Annotated in this window: 18 protein-coding genes and 1 pseudogene; 7 read left to right on the top strand and 12 right to left on the bottom strand. The window is 74.2% G+C overall.

What is annotated here, in order from left to right; all coding sequences use genetic code 11:
- Window positions 1-177 precede the first annotated feature (177 nt).
- The gene (locus tag ACIQ8B_RS12550) at window positions 178-1,095 is read right to left on the bottom strand and encodes a LysR family transcriptional regulator (RefSeq protein ID WP_403546657.1); all 918 of its coding nucleotides are present in this window, start codon (window positions 1,093-1,095) and stop codon (window positions 178-180) included.
- A 112-nt stretch (window positions 1,096-1,207) separates the two neighbouring features.
- Between ACIQ8B_RS12550 and ACIQ8B_RS12545 the strand changes: the two are divergent.
- Window positions 1,208-1,396 (top strand): annotated as a pseudogene (locus tag ACIQ8B_RS12545) (EamA family transporter); the annotation flags it as partial.
- A gap of 202 nt (window positions 1,397-1,598) precedes the next feature.
- On the opposite strand, the gene ACIQ8B_RS12540 reads toward ACIQ8B_RS12545, so the two are convergent.
- The 4 genes from ACIQ8B_RS12540 to ACIQ8B_RS12525 form a co-directional block, all read right to left on the bottom strand.
- Window positions 1,599-2,837: an MFS transporter gene (locus ACIQ8B_RS12540; RefSeq protein ID WP_403546656.1), complete on the bottom strand. Its 1,239-nt coding sequence runs from the start codon at window positions 2,835-2,837 to the stop codon at window positions 1,599-1,601.
- A 128-nt stretch (window positions 2,838-2,965) separates the two neighbouring features.
- Window positions 2,966-3,766, bottom strand: a complete 801-nt coding sequence (locus tag ACIQ8B_RS12535) for a sugar phosphate isomerase/epimerase family protein (protein ID WP_403546655.1) — start codon at window positions 3,764-3,766, stop codon at window positions 2,966-2,968.
- A 157-nt stretch (window positions 3,767-3,923) separates the two neighbouring features.
- Window positions 3,924-4,970 (bottom strand): LacI family DNA-binding transcriptional regulator, encoded by a 1,047-nt coding sequence (locus ACIQ8B_RS12530; protein ID WP_403546654.1) that lies wholly within the window; start codon window positions 4,968-4,970, stop codon window positions 3,924-3,926.
- A complete protein-coding gene (locus ACIQ8B_RS12525) occupies window positions 4,967-5,140 on the bottom strand; it encodes a hypothetical protein (RefSeq protein ID WP_157951284.1) in 174 nt (57 codons plus the stop codon). Before ACIQ8B_RS12525 ends, ACIQ8B_RS12530 begins: the two co-directional genes overlap by 4 nt.
- Before the next feature lie 135 nt (window positions 5,141-5,275).
- Between ACIQ8B_RS12525 and ACIQ8B_RS12520 the strand changes: the two genes are divergently transcribed.
- From ACIQ8B_RS12520 to ACIQ8B_RS12510, 3 genes are read left to right on the top strand one after another with little or no spacing between them, the layout of a single operon-like run.
- Window positions 5,276-6,427: a Gfo/Idh/MocA family protein gene (locus tag ACIQ8B_RS12520; protein WP_198602552.1), complete on the top strand. Its 1,152-nt coding sequence runs from the start codon at window positions 5,276-5,278 to the stop codon at window positions 6,425-6,427.
- Window positions 6,424-7,581 carry a dihydrodipicolinate synthase family protein gene (locus ACIQ8B_RS12515; protein WP_403546653.1) on the top strand — a complete coding sequence of 386 codons (1,158 nt, stop codon included), beginning with the start codon at window positions 6,424-6,426 and terminating at the stop codon, window positions 7,579-7,581. The genes ACIQ8B_RS12520 and ACIQ8B_RS12515 overlap by 4 nt, the downstream gene beginning before the upstream one ends.
- Entirely contained in the window at window positions 7,578-8,411 is an 834-nt protein-coding gene (locus tag ACIQ8B_RS12510; RefSeq protein WP_290004514.1) for a sugar phosphate isomerase/epimerase, read from the top strand. Before ACIQ8B_RS12515 ends, ACIQ8B_RS12510 begins: the two co-directional genes overlap by 4 nt.
- Window positions 8,412-8,622: 211 nt before the next feature.
- On the opposite strand, the gene rbsD is transcribed toward ACIQ8B_RS12510, so the two are convergent.
- From rbsD to ACIQ8B_RS12475, 7 genes are all read right to left on the bottom strand, one after another.
- Window positions 8,623-9,012 (bottom strand): D-ribose pyranase, encoded by a 390-nt coding sequence (gene rbsD / locus ACIQ8B_RS12505; RefSeq protein ID WP_290004513.1) that lies wholly within the window; start codon window positions 9,010-9,012, stop codon window positions 8,623-8,625.
- Entirely contained in the window at window positions 9,009-9,914 is a 906-nt protein-coding gene (locus ACIQ8B_RS12500) for a ribokinase (RefSeq protein WP_403546652.1), read from the bottom strand. The genes rbsD and ACIQ8B_RS12500 overlap by 4 nt, the downstream gene beginning before the upstream one ends.
- Window positions 9,915-10,004: 90 nt before the next feature.
- On the bottom strand, window positions 10,005-11,963 hold the full coding sequence (locus tag ACIQ8B_RS12495; RefSeq protein ID WP_403546651.1) for a substrate-binding domain-containing protein: 1,959 nt from the start codon (window positions 11,961-11,963) through the stop codon (window positions 10,005-10,007).
- Window positions 11,953-13,485 (bottom strand): sugar ABC transporter ATP-binding protein, encoded by a 1,533-nt coding sequence (locus ACIQ8B_RS12490; RefSeq protein WP_403546650.1) that lies wholly within the window; start codon window positions 13,483-13,485, stop codon window positions 11,953-11,955. Before ACIQ8B_RS12490 ends, ACIQ8B_RS12495 begins: the two co-directional genes overlap by 11 nt.
- Window positions 13,482-14,522, bottom strand: a complete 1,041-nt coding sequence (locus ACIQ8B_RS12485; protein WP_290004509.1) for a LacI family DNA-binding transcriptional regulator — start codon at window positions 14,520-14,522, stop codon at window positions 13,482-13,484. The genes ACIQ8B_RS12490 and ACIQ8B_RS12485 overlap by 4 nt, the downstream gene beginning before the upstream one ends.
- Before the next feature lie 27 nt (window positions 14,523-14,549).
- Window positions 14,550-14,942, bottom strand: a complete 393-nt coding sequence (locus ACIQ8B_RS12480; RefSeq protein ID WP_403546649.1) for a hypothetical protein — start codon at window positions 14,940-14,942, stop codon at window positions 14,550-14,552.
- 296 nt (window positions 14,943-15,238) lie between these two features.
- Window positions 15,239-16,177, bottom strand: a complete 939-nt coding sequence (locus ACIQ8B_RS12475) for an alpha/beta hydrolase (protein ID WP_403546648.1) — start codon at window positions 16,175-16,177, stop codon at window positions 15,239-15,241.
- A gap of 107 nt (window positions 16,178-16,284) precedes the next feature.
- Between ACIQ8B_RS12475 and ACIQ8B_RS12470 the strand changes: the two genes are divergently transcribed.
- The 3 genes from ACIQ8B_RS12470 to ACIQ8B_RS12460 all read left to right on the top strand — a co-directional run bounded on the left by ACIQ8B_RS12470 (window position 16,285) and on the right by ACIQ8B_RS12460 (window position 18,631).
- Window positions 16,285-16,920 (top strand): TetR/AcrR family transcriptional regulator, encoded by a 636-nt coding sequence (locus tag ACIQ8B_RS12470; RefSeq protein ID WP_403546647.1) that lies wholly within the window; start codon window positions 16,285-16,287, stop codon window positions 16,918-16,920.
- Between the two features lie 377 nt (window positions 16,921-17,297).
- Window positions 17,298-17,645 carry a GntR family transcriptional regulator gene (locus ACIQ8B_RS12465; RefSeq protein WP_106414149.1) on the top strand — a complete coding sequence of 116 codons (348 nt, stop codon included), beginning with the start codon at window positions 17,298-17,300 and terminating at the stop codon, window positions 17,643-17,645.
- A gap of 29 nt (window positions 17,646-17,674) precedes the next feature.
- Window positions 17,675-18,631 (top strand): DUF1648 domain-containing protein, encoded by a 957-nt coding sequence (locus tag ACIQ8B_RS12460; protein WP_403546780.1) that lies wholly within the window; start codon window positions 17,675-17,677, stop codon window positions 18,629-18,631.
- Window positions 18,632-18,636: the final 5 nt, after the last annotated feature.

Below are 18,636 nucleotides of genomic sequence, written 5' to 3'. Positions count from 1 at the left end.
GGCGCCGACGACGGCGGGCCGCCGGCCGGGGCGCGGCGCCGAGGGGGGACAGCGGCCGCGGCCGGCGCGAGGAGCCGGCACAGCAGTCCCGGAGGCTCGCCCGGCAGCCTGCCCCTGGGACGTGCGGGAGCGGCGGCGGGTTCCCCTTCCGCAGGGGTGTTCTCCGGACGCCCGGTTTCAGCGGGGCCCGTGCGCCGAGACCGCCGGCCAGTGAGCGACCAGCGTGCGGACCGTCTCCGCGATCGCCGGACGGCGCGCCGCGCCCGTGCGCCACAGCGCGTACAGCCGCCTCACGGGCACCGGGGCGAGCGGCACCTCGACGACCCCGGCGGGCAGCGGACCGCGCCCCAGCCGGGGGATCAGCGCGATGCCCAGCCCGGCCGCGACCAGGGCGACCAGGGTCGGGTTCTCGTCGGCCGTGTGCACGATCTCCGGTTCGTGCCCGGCCGCGCGCAGGGTCCGCACCAGCCACTCGTGGCAGACCCGGCCCGGCGGCTGGCAGATCCACCGCTCCCCGGCCAGCTCCTCCCGCCGCACCGCCGTCCGCTCCGTGAACCGGTGCCCCTCGGGCACCAGCAGATCGCACAGGTCGTCCCCGACGACCCGCTGCTCGACGCCGGCCGGGGCGGGCAGCGGCGCGATGTCCCAGTCGTGCGCGACCACCAGGTCGACCGTGCCCTTGGCGACGAGGTCCACGGACAGATGCGGGTCCACCTCGGTCAGCCGGGTGTCCAGCGCGGGGTGCCGGCGGGCCAGGTCGGCCAGCACCGGCGGCATCAGCCCGCGCGCGGCCGACGCGAACGCGGCCACGGTCAGCCGCCCGGACGGCACCCCGCGCCGCTCCTCCAGCTCGGTCTCCGCGCGCTCCACGATGGCGATCAGCTCCCGCGCGGCGCGCACCAGTTGATGCGCCTCGTCGGTCAGCCGCACGCCCCGGCCCTCCCGCTCCAGCAGTACGGTCCGCGTCTCCCGCTCCAGCTTGGCGATCTGCTGCGAGACGGCGGAGGAGGTGTAGCCGAGCGCGGAGGCGGCGGCGCCGACGGTGCCGTGCACGGAGACGGCGTGCAGGGCGCGCAGACGCTGGAGATCGAGCATGGCGGTACCCCTGAACGGTCAGCGATGCTTCATCCAACCATGCAGCGGACGTCGCTGGTGCCGAAGTGCCGTCACCGGAGATGCTCGACGCGTGCGGCCGGCACACGTGTGGGGCCCGTCGGCGGACCTGGCCGCCCTGCGCTCCCTGGACCGGCCGGGCGCGGGCACGGTGCTCCACGTCGCCCGGCGCGCCACGGTGTTCGGGTTCGGCGCCTGCGGCCGGCTCCTGCGCCGTCACCCCGCCTCCACGGTCGTCCCGTTCTCCCTCCTGGCCCCGGTCTTCGGCATGACCGGGGACGCCGGCCGGCCGTCCCCGGACGCGGGGCGCGGGACCAGGGGGTGGCGGTGCGGGCCGGGGACGGTCACACGGTGCCCGTCCCGGTCCGGTGCGTGCGACGGGACACGGGGGTGCGCGCCGGGTCGCCCGGCCCGGCGCACACCCCGCGGGCCGGCGCCGGCCGTCCTGACCGGGCGCCGGGTGACCGTGACGTCGGACATGAGGATCAGGGCGATTCCGGGGCGGGGACGCCGGCGCGCAGTTCGGGCGTGCTCGTGGCGACCCAGACCACCGCGAACAGGCACAACAGCCCGCCCGTCACCAGGGCCGTCGCACCGGAGGCCGCGCCCGCCACCAGTCCCGCCCGCATGTTGCCGAGGTGCGGGCCGGCCTGTCCGACGATCTGCTCGGCGGCGGTGACCCGGCCCAGCAGGGCGTCGGGCGTACGGGTCTGCACGATCGTGGTGCGCGAGAGCACCGAGAGGGCGTCGGCCGCCCCGGCCAGGACCAGCAGGCCGAGGCCCGCCCAGGGGCTGCTCATCATGCCGAACGCGGCCAGCGCGGCCCCCCAGACGCCGGCGCCGCACAGCATCACGAGGCCCGGACGGCCCAGGCGGGTCACCGTCCCGGACAGCGCCGACGCCGTCACCCCGCCGATCGCGATCGCCGACATGAACAGACCCAGTGTGCGCGGGTCGCCGCCGAACCGCTCCTCGTTGATCAGCGGGAAGAGGCTGGCCGGCATGGACAGCACGGTGGCGGCCAGGTCGGTGACCAGCGCGCCCCGCACCACCCGGTGGCCGGCCAGGAAGCGCAGCCCGTCCAGCACGCCGTGCAGCCCGGCCCGGGACGGCTCCCCCTCGGGCGGCAGCGCGGGCAGACCGAACGCACCGTAGAAGGCGATGAGGAAGCTCAGCGCGTCCAGCAGGTAGCAGACGCCCAGGCCGAACCAGCCGAGCATCAGCCCTCCGAGGGCGGGGCCGATCAGCATCATCGACTGGGCGGTGACCTGGTAGAGCGCCAGACCGGAAGCCACCTGCTCCTTGGGCAGCACCCGGGGCACGAACACGCCGGCCGCCGGACCGCCCACCGCCGCGCAGGCGGACTGGGCGGCCACCAGGGCCAGCACACCGGCCACCGGCACGTGTCCGGTGAATCCCTGCAGCGCCAGCAGCAGCGAGCACACCGCCTGGCCGACCGTCGCGGCCAGGTAGATCCGGCGCCGGTCGCCCCGGTCCACCCAGGCCCCGGCGAACAGGCCGAAGCACACGAGCGGCAGGGCCTGAGCCAGGCCCACCGCACCGCTCCAGGCCGCGCTGTGCGTCATCTCCCAGACCTGGTACATGACGGTGACCATGGTCATGAAGCTGCCGAGCACGGACACGGTCCGTCCGATCAGCAGACGTCGGAAGAGGGGGGAGGCACGCAGCGGACGCACGTCGATGAACGCGCGGGACACACTCACGAGGGCATGACAGGGCGGCGGCGGACAGGCTGAGGCACGGCGGGGACGTTATCCGCCCGCCCACGGCCCGGGCCAGTCGTTTTCCCCGCCGCCCGGCCGGCACGCCAGCGCCGGGCCGCCCGCGGCCGTCAGGCCGATTCGTTCAGCAGTCGCGACAGGTGCTCGCGGCCGGGGGTGAGGAGCCCGGGCAGGGGCGCCGCGCCGGCGTGCCACCGCTGCTCGTACTCCCAGCACAGCCACCCGTCCCACTCGTGCCGCGACAGCACCTCGACCACGTCGGCCAGCGGCAGCACCCCCGCCCCCAGCGCGACCGGCGCCGGGTCCTCCGCGGAGGCGATGTCCTTCACCTGGACGTACCCCAGGTGCGGCGACAGCGCGGCGAAGCTGTCCACCGGCTGCTCGCCGCCGAGCCACGTGTGCATCACGTCCCAGAGGGCGCCCACGTGCCGGTGTCCGACCAGCCCCAGCACCCGCATCGCGTCCGCACCGGTGCGGTGGGAGTCGTGCGTCTCCAGCAGGATCCGTACGCCCCGGTCGGCCGCGTACCTCGCGGCCGTGCCCAGCCGCCGCGCGGCCGTCGCGTCCGCCTCCTCCGCGCCCTGCTCGTCCCCGCCGCCGGGGAGGACCCGTACGAACGGGGCGCCGATGTCCCCGGCGAGATCGACCAGCGCGCGGACCTCGGCGAGGACCGGCCCGTCGTCACCGGGCGCGGCGACCCGGGCGTACCCGGCCACCCCCAGGACGTCGAGCCCGGCCGCCTCGAACCCGGCGGCCACGTCCGCCCGCTGCTCCGCGGTGAGACCCGGGTGGACGGGCTCCTCGGGGTGGGCGCGCAGCTCGACGCCGTGATAGCCGTGCGCGGTCGCCAGGGCCGTCACCTCGGAGAGAGGGAGGCCGGGGACACCGAGGGTGGAGAACGCCAGTTTCATGGATACGGGACTACCCCCGACCGGCGCGGGCGATTCCTCCCTCACTCCGGTGCCGCACAGGGGCTCCTCGGCGGATCGCCGGGCGCGGTCCGGCGGGGGCCGGTCGCGCAGTTCCCGCGCCCGTGCGGGAGGCGACCGCCGGCCCCCTCGGCAAGGCTCAGCCCCGCGGCCCCGCCGTGGACCCCCGCACCGTCAGCTCCCCCCGCACCGAAGCGATCCCCCCGGCCGGCGCCTCCTCCCGCCCCATCGCGATCCGCCCCGCCCGCGCCCCCGCCTCCGCGAGGGGCAGCCGGACCGTCGTCAGCGCGGGCACCGCGTCGATGCTGAACGGCAGGTCGTCGAAGCCGGCCACCGACACGTCGTCCGGGATGCGCAGCCCCGACTCCCGCAGCGCCGCGCACGCGCCCAGCGCGACGGAGTCGTTCGCCGCGACCACGGCGGTCAGCGACGGGTCGCGGCGCAGGAGTTCGAGCGTGGCCTCGTAGCCGGACCGCCGGTCGTAGCGTCCGTGCACGGTCCACCGCGGGTCCTCCTCGATGCCGTGCGCGGCCAGTGCGGCCCGGTGGCCCTCCAGGCGGTGCCGGGTCGTGGTGCGCTCCTGGGGGCCCGCGATGTAGCCGAGCCGCCGGTGCCCGAGCCCGATCAGGTGCTCGGTGAGCTCCTGCCCGCCGCCCCGGTTGTCGAAGGTCAGCGCGATCGCCCCGGTCTCCGGCGCCTGCGGCCGCCCGCACAGCACCACCCGCGTCCCGGCGTCCGCCAGCTTCCGCAGCTTGGCGTCCATCGCCGCCTTGTGCTGCGCGTCCTCGATCGCCCCGCCGGTCAGCACCACCGCCGCGGCCCGCTGCCGCTGGAGCAGCGTGAGGTAGGTCAGTTCGCGCTCGGGCGATCCCCCCGTGTTGCACACCACGGCGAGTCTCTCCCCGCCCGCGCGCCCGCCGGGACCGCCGATCTCCGACTGGATCGCGCTCGCCATGATCCCGAAGAACGGGTCGGCGATGTCGTTCACCAGGATGCCGACCAGGTCGGAGGTGGCGGCGGCGAGGGCGCTGGCGGGACCGTTGAGGACGTAGTCGAGTTCGTCGACGGCCTTGAGCACCCGCTCGCGGGTGGACGCGGCCACGGGATAGTTCCCGTTGAGCACACGCGACACCGTCGCGGGGGAGACCTGCGCCCGCGCCGCCACGTCCGCCAGGGTCACCGTCATGTCTCGTCCTCCGCCTCGCCGCCGTGCCGTCCGCCCGCCGTGCCGTCCGCCCGTGCCGTACGCGTCGTGCCCGCCCACGCCCGCACCGGGGGTTCCGAGCAGACCCTACGGCCAACGGCCCGGTTGTCCGCCCCCTCGAACAAGTCGGGGTCGGCAGTGGTCTTGTCCACACCGCGGTCCAGAGGCTAGCTTCTGTCTGTATAGAAAGCGCTTGCTGTCACGCCCACCAGTCCCGCCGCTCCTCCGGAAGCGCGTGGGACGCGTGCGGCGTACGCGGCGCGCGGACCGCGTACGAAGGGAACGACGTGACACGCAAGACGGTGCGTATCGCCATGAACGGTGTGACCGGACGCATGGGCTACCGCCAGCACCTCGTCCGCTCCATCCTGGCCCTGCGCGAGCAGGGCGGCCTCGACCTCGGCGACGGCACCGTGCTGTGGCCCGAGCCGGTGCTGGTCGGCCGCCGCGAGCACGCGCTGCGGGCGCTGGCCGAGCGCCACGGACTCGAACACCTCTCCACCGACCTGGACGCGGTCCTCGCCGACGACAGCGTGGACATCTACTTCGACGCCCAGGTGACCTCCGCCCGCGAGGAGGCGATCAGGAAGGCGATCGCCGCCGGCAAGCACGTCTACACCGAGAAGCCCACCGCCACCGGCCTCGACGGCGCCCTGGAGCTGGCCCGCCTGGCGAACGCCGCCGGGATCAAGCACGGCGTCGTCCAGGACAAGCTGTTCCTGCCGGGCCTGCTCAAGCTCAAGCGCCTCATCGACGGCGGTTTCTTCGGCCGTGTCCTGTCCGTGCGCGGCGAGTTCGGCTACTGGGTGTTCGAGGGCGACTGGCAGGAGGCGCAGCGCCCCTCCTGGAACTACCGCGCCGAGGACGGCGGCGGCATCGTCGTCGACATGTTCCCGCACTGGGAGTACGTGCTGCACGAGCTGTTCGGCCGCGTACGCTCCGTGCAGGCGCTCACCGCCACCCACATCCCGCAGCGCTGGGACGAGAACGGCAAGCCCTACGACGCCACCGCCGACGACGCCGCCTACGGCGTCTTCGAGCTCGACGGCGGCGTGATCGCGCAGATCAACTCCTCCTGGGCGGTCCGCGTCCACCGCGACGAGCTGGTCGAGTTCCAGGTGGACGGCACCGAGGGCTCCGCCGTCGCCGGCCTGCGCACGTGCCGCGTCCAGCACCGCTCCGCCACCCCCAAGCCGGTCTGGAACCCGGACATCCCCGCCACCGAGGCGTTCCGCGACCAGTGGCAGGAGGTGCCGGACAACGGCGAGTTCGACAACGGCTTCAAGGCCCAGTGGGAGCTGTTCCTCAAGCACGTCCACGCCGACGCCCCCTACCACTGGGACCTGCTGGCCGGCGCCCGCGGCGTCCAGCTCGCCGAACTCGGCCTGCGGTCCTCCGCCGAGGGCCGCCGCCTCGACGTGCCGGAGATCGTCCTGTGACCCTGCACCTGCCCGACGCGCACGGCGCCCTGCGCGTCTACGAACCCCGCACCGAGCCCCTCGCCCTCACCCCCGGCGCCCCCCTCACCTCCCGTACGGTCTTCTCCGCCGCGCACGTCGTCGCCGACCCGTACGCCGACACCACCCCCGACTCGCCCGCCGCCGTCGACTGGGACGCCACGCTCGCCTTCCGCCGCCACCTGTGGGCGCACGGGCTGGGCGTCGCCGAGGCGATGGACACCGCGCAGCGCGGCATGGGGCTGGACTGGGCGGGCGCGGCCGAGCTGATCCGCCGGTCCGCCGCCGAGGCGAAGGCGGCCGGCGGCCGCATCGCCTGCGGCGTCGGCACCGACCAGCTCACCGGCGGCCCGGCGACCCTCGCCGAGGTCCGCACGGCCTACGAGGAACAGCTCGCGGTCGTCGAGGAGTCGGGCGCGCAGGCCATCCTCATGGCGTCCCGCGCCCTCGCCGCCACCGCCCAGGGCCCCGAGGACTACCTGGAGGTCTACGGCCACCTCCTCCGCCAGGCCGCGGAGCCGGTCGTCCTGCACTGGCTGGGCCCCATGTTCGACCCGGCCCTTGAGGGCTACTGGGGCTCGTCCGGCCTGGACGCGGCGACGGACACCTTTCTCGACGTGATCGCCGCCCACCCCGACAAGGTCGACGGCATCAAGGTCTCCCTCCTCGACGCCCAGCGCGAGATCGACCTGCGCCGCCGCCTGCCGAAGGGCGTGCGCTGCTACACCGGCGACGACTTCCACTACCCGGAACTCATCGCGGGCGACGACCAGGGCTTCAGCCACGCCCTGCTCGGCATCTTCGACCCGCTCGGCCCGCTCGCCGCGGAGGCGGTCCGGGTCCTCGACACCGGCGACACGGACGGCTTCCGCGCCCTCCTCGACCCGACCGTCGACCTGTCCCGCCACCTCTTCCAGGCGCCCACCCGCTTCTACAAGACCGGCGTGGTGTTCCTGGCGTGGCTGGCCGGCCACCAGAGCCACTTCACGATGGTCGGCGGCCTGCAGTCCGCCCGTTCCCTGCCCCACCTCGCCCGCGCCTACGAACTCGCCGACCGCCTCGGCCTGTTCCCCGACCCCGGGCTGGCCGAGGACCGGATGAGGACCCTGCTGCACCTGTACGGAGTGACGCCGTGAGCGACCTGACCCGCTTCAGCATCAACCAGATGACCGTCAAGCAGCTCACGCTCCCCGAACTGGTCGCCGCCTGCCGCGACCTGGGCGTCCCGGCGGTCGGCCTGTGGCGCGAACCGGTCCAGGAGTACGGCGTGGAGGCGGCCGCCAAGCTCGTACGGGACGCGGGCCTGGCGGTGACGACGCTGTGCCGGGGCGGCTTCCTCACCGCGACCGACCCGGACGAGCGGGCGGCGGCCCTCGCCGACAACCGCCGCGCCGTCGACGAGGCGGCCACGCTCGGCACGGACACCCTGGTCCTGGTCTCGGGCGGCCTCCCGCCCGGCTCGAAGGACCTGCGGGCGGCCCGCGAACGCATCGGGGACGCGCTGACGGAACTGGCCCCGTACGCCGAGGACCACGGGGTGAAGCTGGCGATCGAGCCGCTGCACCCCATGTTCGCGTCGGACCGCTGCGTGGTCTCCACGCTCACGCAGGCCCTGGACCTGGCCGAACGCTTCCCGGCCCACCAGGTCGGCGTCACCGTGGACACGTACCACATCTGGTGGGACGACACGGCCCCCGAGGCCGTCGCCCGCGCCGGCGCCCAGCACCGCATCCACACCTTCCAGCTCGCCGACTGGATCACCCCGCTCCCCGAGGGCGTCCTCAACGGCCGCGGCCAGATCGGCGACGGAGCGATCGACGTGCGCGCGTGGCAGCGCTGCGTGGAGGCGGCGGGCTACACCGGCCCCATCGAGGTCGAACTCTTCAACGAGGAGCTGTGGGCGAGGGACGGCCGCGAACTCCTGGCGGAGACGGCCCGGCGGTGGGCGGAGAACGTGGAGGTGTGAACCGGCCTCGCCGGGTGTCCTCGGGCGGGTGAAAAAACTTCGCGGGGCCGTACAACCCTCCCCCCGCCCCGCCCGTCTCCATACCGTCAGGACTTCCGGGTGGGGACCCGGGGGGGGATTTCAGGGAGGTCCTGGCGGGGGAGGGAAGCGAGGGGCCCGGTCGACGGACCGGGCCCCTCGAAGTTCGTGCGGACGCCCGTCAGGGGGCGGCTCAGAAGAACACCCCGCACCGCAGCAGCACGTTCGCGTACGGGCTCGCCTCGCCCGTGCGGACCACCAGCCGGGCGCCGGACGTCAGTTCCTTCAGCCGCTCGTGCGGGACGTACGCCAGCTCCGGGAAGTGACCGGCCAGCAGCGACGCCGCCGCCGGGTTCGCGTCCCGCACCTCCTCCGCCGCCGTCGCGCCCTCGACGGCCAGCTCGCCGAGCAGTCCCTCCAGCACCTCGGCGAAGGAGGGCACCCCGGCCCGGAAGGCCAGGTCCACCACGCGCGGCCCGGCCGGTATCGGCATCCCCGCGTCGCACACCAGCACCCCGTCGGTGTGGCCGAGTTCGGCGAGGGCGCCGGAGAGGTGCCGGTTCAGGATCCCGTGCTTCTTCACAGCGCCGCGACCTCCGCCGCCGTCGGGAAGGACACCTGCGCGCCCTCCTTGGTGACCGTCGCCGCGCCCACCCGGGCCGCGTAGGCGGCGGCCTCGGCGAGCGGCTCGCCCGTGCCCAGCCGCCACGCCAGCGCCGCGGTGAACGCGTCGCCCGCGCCCGTGGTGTCCACGGCCTCCACCGTCACCGACGCGACCCGCGCGACCCCCGCCGAGGAGGCGACCAGCGCTCCCTCGCCGCCCAGCGTCACCACCACCGAGCGCGGGCCCTTCGCCAGCAGCAGCCGCGCCCAGTCCTCGGGTTCGCCGCTCACCCCGGCGCTGTCGCCGAGGATCACCTTCGCCTCGTGCTCGTTGACGATCAGCGGGTCGCAGGCCGCCAGCACCTCCGACGGCAGCGGCCGCGGGGGCGACGGGTTGAGGACGAAGCGGCTGTCCGGCGACAGGCTCCGCACCACCTCCACCACCGTCTCCAGCGGGATCTCCAGCTGCGTCGACACCACCCGCGAGGCGTGGAAGAGGCTCGCGGCGGCCCGTACGTCCGCCGGGGTCAGCCGGCCGTTCGCGCCCGGCGAGACGACGATGCTGTTGTCGCCCGACGGGTCCACCGTGATCAGCGCGACGCCGGTCGGCGCACCGCCCGCCAGCACGCCCACCGTGTCGGCCCCGGCCTCGCGCAGCGAGTCCAGCAGCAGCCGGCCGTGCTCGTCGTCCCCGACCCGCGCCAGCAGGGCGGTGCGCGCGCCGAGCCGTGCGGCGGCGACCGCCTGGTTCGCGCCCTTGCCGCCCGGGTGCACGGCCAGGTCGGAACCGAGCACCGTCTCCCCGGCGCCCGGCCGGCGCTCCACCCCGATCACCAGGTCGGCGTTGGCCGAACCGACGACCAGGAGGTCGTAGTCGTACATGAATTCGCTCCCGATCCGCTGAGGAGGGCGGGCGGTCGAGGTGACCGCCCGCCCGTGAGCCCCTGTGCCTCTGTGCCCCTGTGTCCGGTGTCAGCCTTCGAAGCCGGCCACGTTCTCCTCGGTGACCACCTTCACCGGCACCTTCACCATCTTCTCCACCTTTTCGTCCTCGGCGGCCCGCAACGCGTTCCGCACGGCGATCCGGCCGAGTTCGCTCGGCTGCTGCGCGACGGAGGCGTACAGCGTGCCCGCCTGCACCGCCTTCAGCCCGTCCGGCGTGCCGTCGAAGCCGACGACCTGCACCGACGTCCCGGCCCTGGAGCCGAGCGCCTTGATCGCGCCGAGCGCCATCTCGTCGTTCTCGGCGAAGACGCCGTTGATGCCGGGGTGCGCCTGGAGCAGGTTCGTCATCACGTCCAGGCCCTTGGTGCGGTCGAAGTCCGCGGGCTGCTTGGCGACGACCTTGATGCCCGGGTAGTCCTTCAGTCCCTCGGCGAAGCCCGCGCCGCGCTCACGGCTGGCGGAGGTGCCGGCCTGGCCCTGGAGGATCACGATGGTGCCCCTGCCGCCGAGCTTCTCGGCGAGCGCCTTGGCACCGAGCGCGCCGCCCTCGACGTTGTCGGAGGCGACCAGTGCGGAGGTGTCCGCCTTGTTGACGCCGCGGTCCACGGCGATCACCGGGATGTCCGCCTGGTTCGCGCCGCGCACCGAGGGACCGGCCGCGTCGGAGTCCACCGGGTTGACGACGACCGCGTCCAGCGAGCCGCTGGTGAAGTTCTGCAGCTGGTTGGCCTGCTGGGAGGCGTCGTTCTGCGCGTCGGTGACCGTCAGGTCGACGCCCAGCTTCTTCGCCTCCTCCTCGGCGCCCTCGCGGATCTGCACGAAGAACGGGTTGTTGAGCGTCGACAGCGACAGGCCGATCCTCGGCTTGGCGGTCCCGGACGAGCCGCCGTGCAGCAGCGAGGTGGCGCCGACGACCGCGACGGCGACGACGGCCGCGATCACGTACGTCAGTGCCTGCCTGCCCTTGTTGCCGCCGCCGGACGCCCCGGCCGCCGGGGCGGTCGCGCCCGCCTTGCGGCGCAGCGTGTCGAACAGCACCGCCAGCGCGATGACCACGCCGATGACGACCTGCTGCCAGAACGCCGACACCGACAGCAGGTTGAGCCCGTTGCGCAGCACCGCGAGGATCAGCGCGCCGATCAGCGTGCCGGACGCCTTGCCGGTGCCGCCCGCGAGGGAGGCGCCGCCGATGACGACGGCGGCGATCGCGTCCAGCTCGTAGCCCTGCGCGGCCTGCGGCTGCGCGGACGCCAGCCGGGAGGCGAGCACGATGCCCGCGGCGGCGGCGAACAGTCCGGAGAAGGCGTAGATGGCGAGCTTCTGCTTCTTCACCCGCAGGCCGGACAGCCGCGCGGCCTCCTCGTTGCCGCCGATGGCGTACATGGACCGGCCGATGTACGTGCGGCCGAGGACGAACGCGGTCAGCAGGCCCATGACGGCCATCACGAGCACCGGCACCGGCAGCCAGCCGCCGAGCGTGTCGCCCAGGTGGGAGACCGAGTCGGGGAAGGCGATGGGCGAGCCCTGCGAGATCACCAGCGACAGACCGCGCGCCACCGACAGCATCGCCAGCGTCGCGATGAACGGCGGGAGTTTGCCGTACGAGACGAGGAAGCCGTTGACCAGGCCGCAGGCGATGCCGGTGACGACGGCGAGGACGACCGCGAGGGCCACCGGGATCCCGGCCTCCGTCGCGCTCCAGGCGAGGACGGTCGCGGACAGCGCGGCGACCGAGCCGACCGACAGGTCGATGCCCGCCGAGACGATCACGAAGGTGACGCCGAAGGCGAGGATCGCGGTCACGGCGGCCTGGACGCCGACGTTGAGCAGGTTGTCGGCGGTCAGGAAGTCCCCGGACAGCGCCGACATGGCGATCACGAGGAGGATCAGCGCGGTCAGCGCGCCGTTGTCGAGGAGCAGCCGGCGCAGGCCGCCCGTGGCGCCGCCCTGCGCGCCCGGCTTGCTCTTGAGCGTGTCAGTGGCCACCGGGGGCCTCCGTTCCGTTGCTGGGGGAAGTGGTGCCGACGGCGAGGGCCATCACGGCGTCCTGGGTCGCCTCGGCGGCGTCCAGTTCGCCCGCGAGCCGGCCCTGCGCCATGACCAGGACCCGGTCGCTCATGCCGAGCACCTCGGGCAGGTCGCTGGAGATCATGAGCACCGCGGCGCCGGCCGCCGTCAGCTCGTTGATCAGCTGGTAGATCTCGACCTTCGCGCCGACGTCGATGCCGCGCGTGGGCTCGTCGAGGATGAGCACCTTGGTGTCCGCCAGCAGCCACTTGCCGATGACGACCTTCTGCTGGTTGCCGCCGGACAGGGTGCGCACGTGCTGGCCGAGACCGGCCATCCGCACGCCGAGCTGGTCGGCGATGCGGGCCGCCGCCTCGCGCTGACCCTTGAGGTCGACCAGCCCGGCGCGGGACGAGGAACGGAGGGTGACCAGGCCGAGGTTCTCCTCCACGGAGGCGTCCAGCACCAGCCCCTGGCCCTTGCGGTCCTCGGGCACCAGACCGACCCCGGCCTCCATGGCGGCGTTCACGTCGTGGCCGCGCAGCCGCACCCCGCCGACGTGCACCGTCCCGGCGTCGTACGGGTCGGCCCCGAACACCGCCCGGACCACCTCCGTCCGCCCGGCGCCGACCAGCCCCGCGATGCCGACGACCTCACCGGCCCGCACCTCGAAGCTCACGTCGTGGAAGACGCCGTCGCGCGTCAGCCCCTCGACCTTGAGCAGGGCGTCACCGGCGTCGGCGCGCTCGCGCGGGTACTGCTGCTCGATGGACCGCCCGACCATGAGCCGGACCAGCTCGTCCTCGGGCGTCGAGGCGGGCACCTGGCCGACGCTGCGCCCGTCCCGGATCACGGTGACCCGGTCGCCGAGCGCGGCGATCTCCTCCAGGTGGTGGGTGATGAAGACGATGCCGACGCCGTCCTCGCGCAGCCGCCGCACGATCGCGAACAGCTTCTCGACCTCCTCGGAGGTCAGCACGGCGGTCGGCTCGTCCATGACCAGCACCCGCGCGTCGAGGCTGAGCGCCTTGGCGATCTCGACCATCTGCAGCCGCGCGATGCCCAGTTCCCGCACCCGCGCCCGCGGTGACACGTCCACCCCGACGCGCCGCAGCAGCACCTCGGCGTCGGCGTCCATCTTCTTCCGGTCGATCATCCCGAACCGGCGCGGCTGCCGCCCCAGGAAGATGTTCTCCGCGACCGTCAGATCGGGGACCAGGTTGAACTCCTGGTAGATGGTGGCGATCCCGAGCCGCTGGGAGTCCTGCGCACCGCTGATGCGCACCTCCTCGCCGCCGACCGTGATCCGGCCGGCGTCGGGCGTGTAGGCGCCGGACAGCATCTTGATCAGCGTGCTCTTGCCGGCGCCGTTCTCACCGAGCAGCACGTGCACCTCGCCCCGGCGCAGCTCGAAGTCGACGCCGTCGAGCGCGACCACGCCGGGGAAGGTCTTGCGGATGCCCTCGATGCGCAGCAACTCGTCAGGACTGCGGCTGCTCACGGCGTACTCCTTCGTACGGGGGAGGGGGACGGGGGTCGTTCGCTCCCCGGCTCACCGCACGAGCGGCGCACGACGAGCCGGGCGGGGAGGGCGACGGAGGCGCCGGGCCGCCCCTCGATCCGGTCGACCAGGGCGCGCACGGCGGCCCGCCCCAGGTCGCGGACCGGCTGGGCGATCGCGGTGACCGGCGGGTCGGTGTGCACGAACCAGGGGATGTCGTCGAACGCGGCGAGCCCGATGTCGTCCGGCACCCGCAGTCCGCGGGCGCGGATGGCGTCCAGGGCGCCGAGCGCCATCAGGTTGTCGGCGGCGAACACGACCTCGGGGGGCTCCGCCAGGTCGAGGAAGCCCTCGGTGACCCGGCGCCCGCTGCCGGCCTGGAAGTCGCCCTGGCCGATGTAGGCGTCGGGCAGCTCCAGCCCGTACGCGGCGAGCGCCTCACGGAAGGCGTCCACGCGTTCCCGGCCGGTCGTGGTGGCGGCGGGCCCGGCGATGATCGCCAGCCGCCGGTGCCCGAGCCCGTGCAGGTGCGCGACCAGGTCCCGTACGGCGTCCCGCCCGTCCGAGCGGACCACGGGCACGTCGACGCCCGGGATCCACCGGTCGACGAACACCATGGGCGTCCCGGCCCGCGCGGCCCCGAGCATGCCGGGCGAGCCGCCGTCGGTGGGGGAGACCAGCAGCCCGTCGATACGGCGGTCCAGCAGGGTGGTGACGTGGTGGTCCTGGAGGCCGGGCCGCTCGTCGGCGTTGCCGATGATCACGCTGTACCCGAGCGCGCGGGCCTCCTCCTCGACGGAGCGGGCCAGCTCGGTGAAGTACGGGTTCATCACGTCGCTGATGACCAGACCGAGGGTGCGGGTCTGGTCGGTGCGCAGGGACCGGGCGACGGCGTTCGGCCGGTACCCCAGCCGCTCGACGGCGGCGGTCACCCGACGCCGCGCGTCCTCGCTGACCGACGGATGCCCGTTGAGCACGCGCGACACCGTGGCCACGGACAGGCCCGCCTCGGCGGCGACGTCCTTGATACCCGCCATGCCCGACCCACCTCCTCGTGGAATCGATTACACGGAGGATTGGAAACGATTACACCGTTCGGGGGCAAGGGGGTGGGAGTGGCCGAAATCGAATCGTGACCGGCGTGCCGGCCCGGCATCGCCCCCGGCCGCGGACGGGGCGGTGCGCAGCGAGCCGACGGCGCCGTGCGCCCGGGCCCCGGACCGGCCGGCCTCCGCATGACCTCGGGTTCCGGGCAGAGCCCGGTGCACCTCGTCGGCGCGCTGGGTCTCGGCGAGGGCGTCTTCGTGGCGGGCCCGGCCGTTGAGGCTGCGAGCCGGACCGAGCGGCGGCACCGGGGAGATCCGGTCGCGCTCGTGACGCGCGGCGGGCGCCTCCCGGGCAACCGCCTCCGCGTGGCGGACTTCGGCGCCGGCGGCGAGCGCGGCGGTGTTCAGCACCGCGACGGCGTACGGATCGTCGTGCGGCCGTGAGTGCCTGCTCCTGACCCTCCTTCCGGACCGGTCAGGGTCCGTCCGGGTGCTCCGGGCGTCAGGGTCCGCCGTTCGGTGGACGGTCACCGTGACCGGTTGCCGAACGGCTCATCGGTCGGGACGGCCACGAACTGCCGCGGACGAAGCGGCCGGTCCGGACGGCCCCGGACCGGCCGCTTCACGGCGAGGGTCAGGACAGCGGTGGTCGCTGTCCTGCCTGCGTGCGCAAGAGGAGCGGCGACCGGCGAGGCCGTGCGGCCCCGTCAGCCGAAGGCCGCGGCCACGGCGTCCGCGAGCTGGTCCAGTACGTCCCGCGAGAGCCGCACCGAGCCGGTGAACGAGAGGAAGCCGTGGACGGCTCCCGCGACCGGGAGGTGCTGGACCGGCACGCCGGCGTCGGCCAGCTTGCGGGCGTAGTGGTCGCCCTGGTCGCGCAGGGGGTCGTTCTCGGCGGTGACGATGACGGCGGGAGCGAGTCCGGCCAGGTCGTCGGAGCGCGCCGGCGAGACCCGCGGGTCGGCGCCCTGGTCCGGGGTGCTGAGGTAGGCGCCCCAGAACCACTCGAGGTAGGAACGGGAGAGGACCGGGCCCGTCATGTTCTCGTACATCGAGGGGCTGTCGTCGAACCGGTCGACCGCCGGGTAGGCGAGCACCTGGAGCGTGATGCGGGGTCCCCCGCGGCGCAGGGAGTCCTGTGCGAGAACCGCGGCGAGGTTGCCGCCGGCGCTCTCGCCGAACACGGCGATGCGCTCCCCGTCGCCCCCGAAGCCCGGGGCGTTGTCCGCGACCCAGGCCAGTGCGGCGCGGGCGTCGTCGACCGCGGCCGGGAAGCGGTGTTCGGGCGCCAGCCGGTAGTCGACGGAGACCACGATCGTGCCGGAGCGGACGGCCATGACGCGGGCGATGTTGTCCTGGGTGTCCAGATCGCCGAAGACCCACCCGCCGCCGTGGAAGAAGAGGGTCACGGGCAGCGGCCCGGCGTCCGGCCCGGTGAAGGGCCGGTAGATACGGACGGGTATGTCGCGGCCGTCGGCGGCGGCCGTGGTGTCCCGGACGTCGGCGACCGGTACGGGAGCGCCGGCCAGGGCGCCGAAGGCGCGCCCGAACGCGCGGTTCTGCGCCACCGTCAGGGTTTCGGGAGCCGGTCCGCCTCCTGCGGCCACTTCCTTGAGCAGGGTCTCGATCTGGGGGTCGAGGGGCATGGCACTCACCTGTCTGAAGGGACGGCCATCCGGTGTGGAATGACCTTTCCAGGATCTTCGGCGGAGCATGATTGGAATGTCAATTCCAACTTGGGTAGCGTGGGCGTATGAGCGCACCAGGGAAGGCCGGAGAGCCGAAGAGCCAGCGGCTCACCAAGGGCGGCCGCAAGACCCGCGAACGCATCGTCGAGACCGCTGCGGAACTGATGTTCCACCGCGGCGCGGGGGGCACGAGCATCCCGGACATCCAGGCGGCCGCCGGGGTCAGCGCGTCGCAGATCTACCACTACTTCGGCGACAAGCAGGGCTTGGTCCTGGCGGTCATCGACCACCAGACGGACACCCAGCTCGCCCGGCAGCGTCCGCTGCTGGACAACCTGGACAGCATCGAGGCCCTGCGCGAGTGGTGCGACAGGGCGGGGAGCCGGCAGGACGAGAGAGGATGCGAAGGCGGCTGCGAGATCGGCTCGCTCGCCAGCGAACTCGCCGACAGCGACCAGTCGGCACGGACCAGACTCGTCTCCGCCTTCGACCGGTGGGAAGGCCCCATCAGGTCGGGACTCGCACGCATGCAGGCGCGGGGCGAGCTGAGCGAGCGCGCCGATACCGACGCGCTCGCCACCGCTCTGCTGGCCGCCATTCAGGGCGGCATGCTGCTGTCCCAGGTCCGCCGGTCGAGCACCGCCTACCGGCAGGCCGTGTCAGCGGTGATCGACCACATCGAGAGCTACCTCGTCCGATAGCGGCGCGGGGGCGTCAGCTCACCGCCGGCACTCTTTGACCTGCTGATACAGGGTTCAGGAGCGGGCACTGATCGGGACGCCGCGCGCGCCTCGGCCTCCGCCTCGGCGTGACGCCCGGCACCGTGAAGGGCTTCGGGCCCGGCCGGGGGCGTCCCCGTCGGCCCCGGGCGCTCACCGCGCCGTCGGGGGAATCTCACGGTCCGGAGCCTGCGGTGCCGACGTGGACAGTCGGGCCCGTCCGTCCGTCACCTGCTGCCCGCGGTTCTCCGCGCGTATCCCGCGTCCCCCTCCGGCCGGGCGGAACGGCGCCTCCTCACGGGCCCCGGGCGCCCGGCGGCCGACCGCCGCAAGCGCATGGTGCTATCTTCATTAGCACCATGCTGCTGAGACTCGACGTCACCGATCACCGCCCCCTGCACGAGCAGGTGGCCGGTGCCGTCCGGCGGGCCATCGCCGAAGGGGAGTGCGCGCCGGGCGACCGGCTGCCCCCGGCGCGGGACCTCTCCCAGGCCCTGGGCGTGAACGTCAACACCGTGCTGCGCGGCCTGCGCGCCCTGCGGGACGAAGGACTGCTGGAGTTCCGGCGGGGGCGCGGGGTGACCGTGGCCCGAGGGGCGGACGAACGGTCGGCGTTGCTGGACCGGGTCCGTGAGGTCCTGGCCGACGCGGCGCGCCTCGGGTACGGCAAGGACGACGTCATCGACATGATCAGGGAGGTCACGTGACCGAGCGGACTGCGCGCGGGAACGCCGTGATGTGGGGCGCCGGCGCCTGGGTCGTGGGAGTGCTGGTGCTCCTGGTGGTCTTCCCCCTCACCGCGAGGGACCGGCTGCCGGACCGGCTGGCGACCCACTGGGGCGCGGCCGGCGAGCCGGACGACTCGATGCCGTTCTGGGCCGCGACGTTCTTCCCGGCGCTGATCTGGCTGGTCATGGCGGCGGTTGCCGTGTTCCCCCTGTGGCGCGCTCGCCGGAACACGAGCGAGGCGGCCGCGGCCCCCGGCTGGGCGGGCGTGACCCTGGGCTTCACCGGCGTGACCCTCCTCGGCGCGCAGGCGTCCGTCGTGCGGGCGAACCTGGACCGCGCGGACTGGCGCGAGGCCGGCTCGGTGACGACCTGGGCGGTCGTCACCCTGGCCGGGGCGGCTGCGGTGGGAGCGGTGGCCCTGCTGGCCGGCCGCCGGGCGCGGGGCACGGTGCCGCCCACGGCCGGGCCCGCGATGGAGATACCGGAGGGGCAGCGCTTCGTGTGGCTGTCCCGGGCCTCCAACCCCTGGCTCCATCTCATGGCGGCCGTGAGCGGCATCGTCGCGCTCGCGGCCACGGCGGCGGCGGTGGGCGGCCTGGCAGGGGCGGAAGCCGTGCCGCTCGCCGGGACCTTCGCCCTCGTCGCCCTGGTGGTGCTCGGCTGCGCCTCCGTCCAGGCCCGGGTGACCGAGAAAGGACTCGAGGTCGCCTTCGGCCCGCTGGGGTGGCCGGCCCGGCGGTGGGCCGCCGACGGCATCGCCTCCGCCTGGGTCGAGACCCGCACCGCCATGCGGGTCGGCGGCTGGGGCTACCGGCTGAGCGGACTGGGCACCACCGTCATGCTGCGCGGCGGCGAGTGCCTGGTGATCCGCACGGCCAAGGGCAAGGACTTCGCCGTGAGCGTCGACGACGCCGAACGCGGAGCCGCCCTCCTGAACTCCCTGATCGGGCAACGCTCCGAGTGACGCCC

The sequence above is a fragment of the Streptomyces sp. NPDC096105 genome (genome assembly GCF_044763335.1).
In the GTDB taxonomy this organism is placed as follows: domain Bacteria; phylum Actinomycetota; class Actinomycetes; order Streptomycetales; family Streptomycetaceae; genus Streptomyces.
This window is presented reverse-complemented; position numbering and strand designations above follow the sequence as displayed.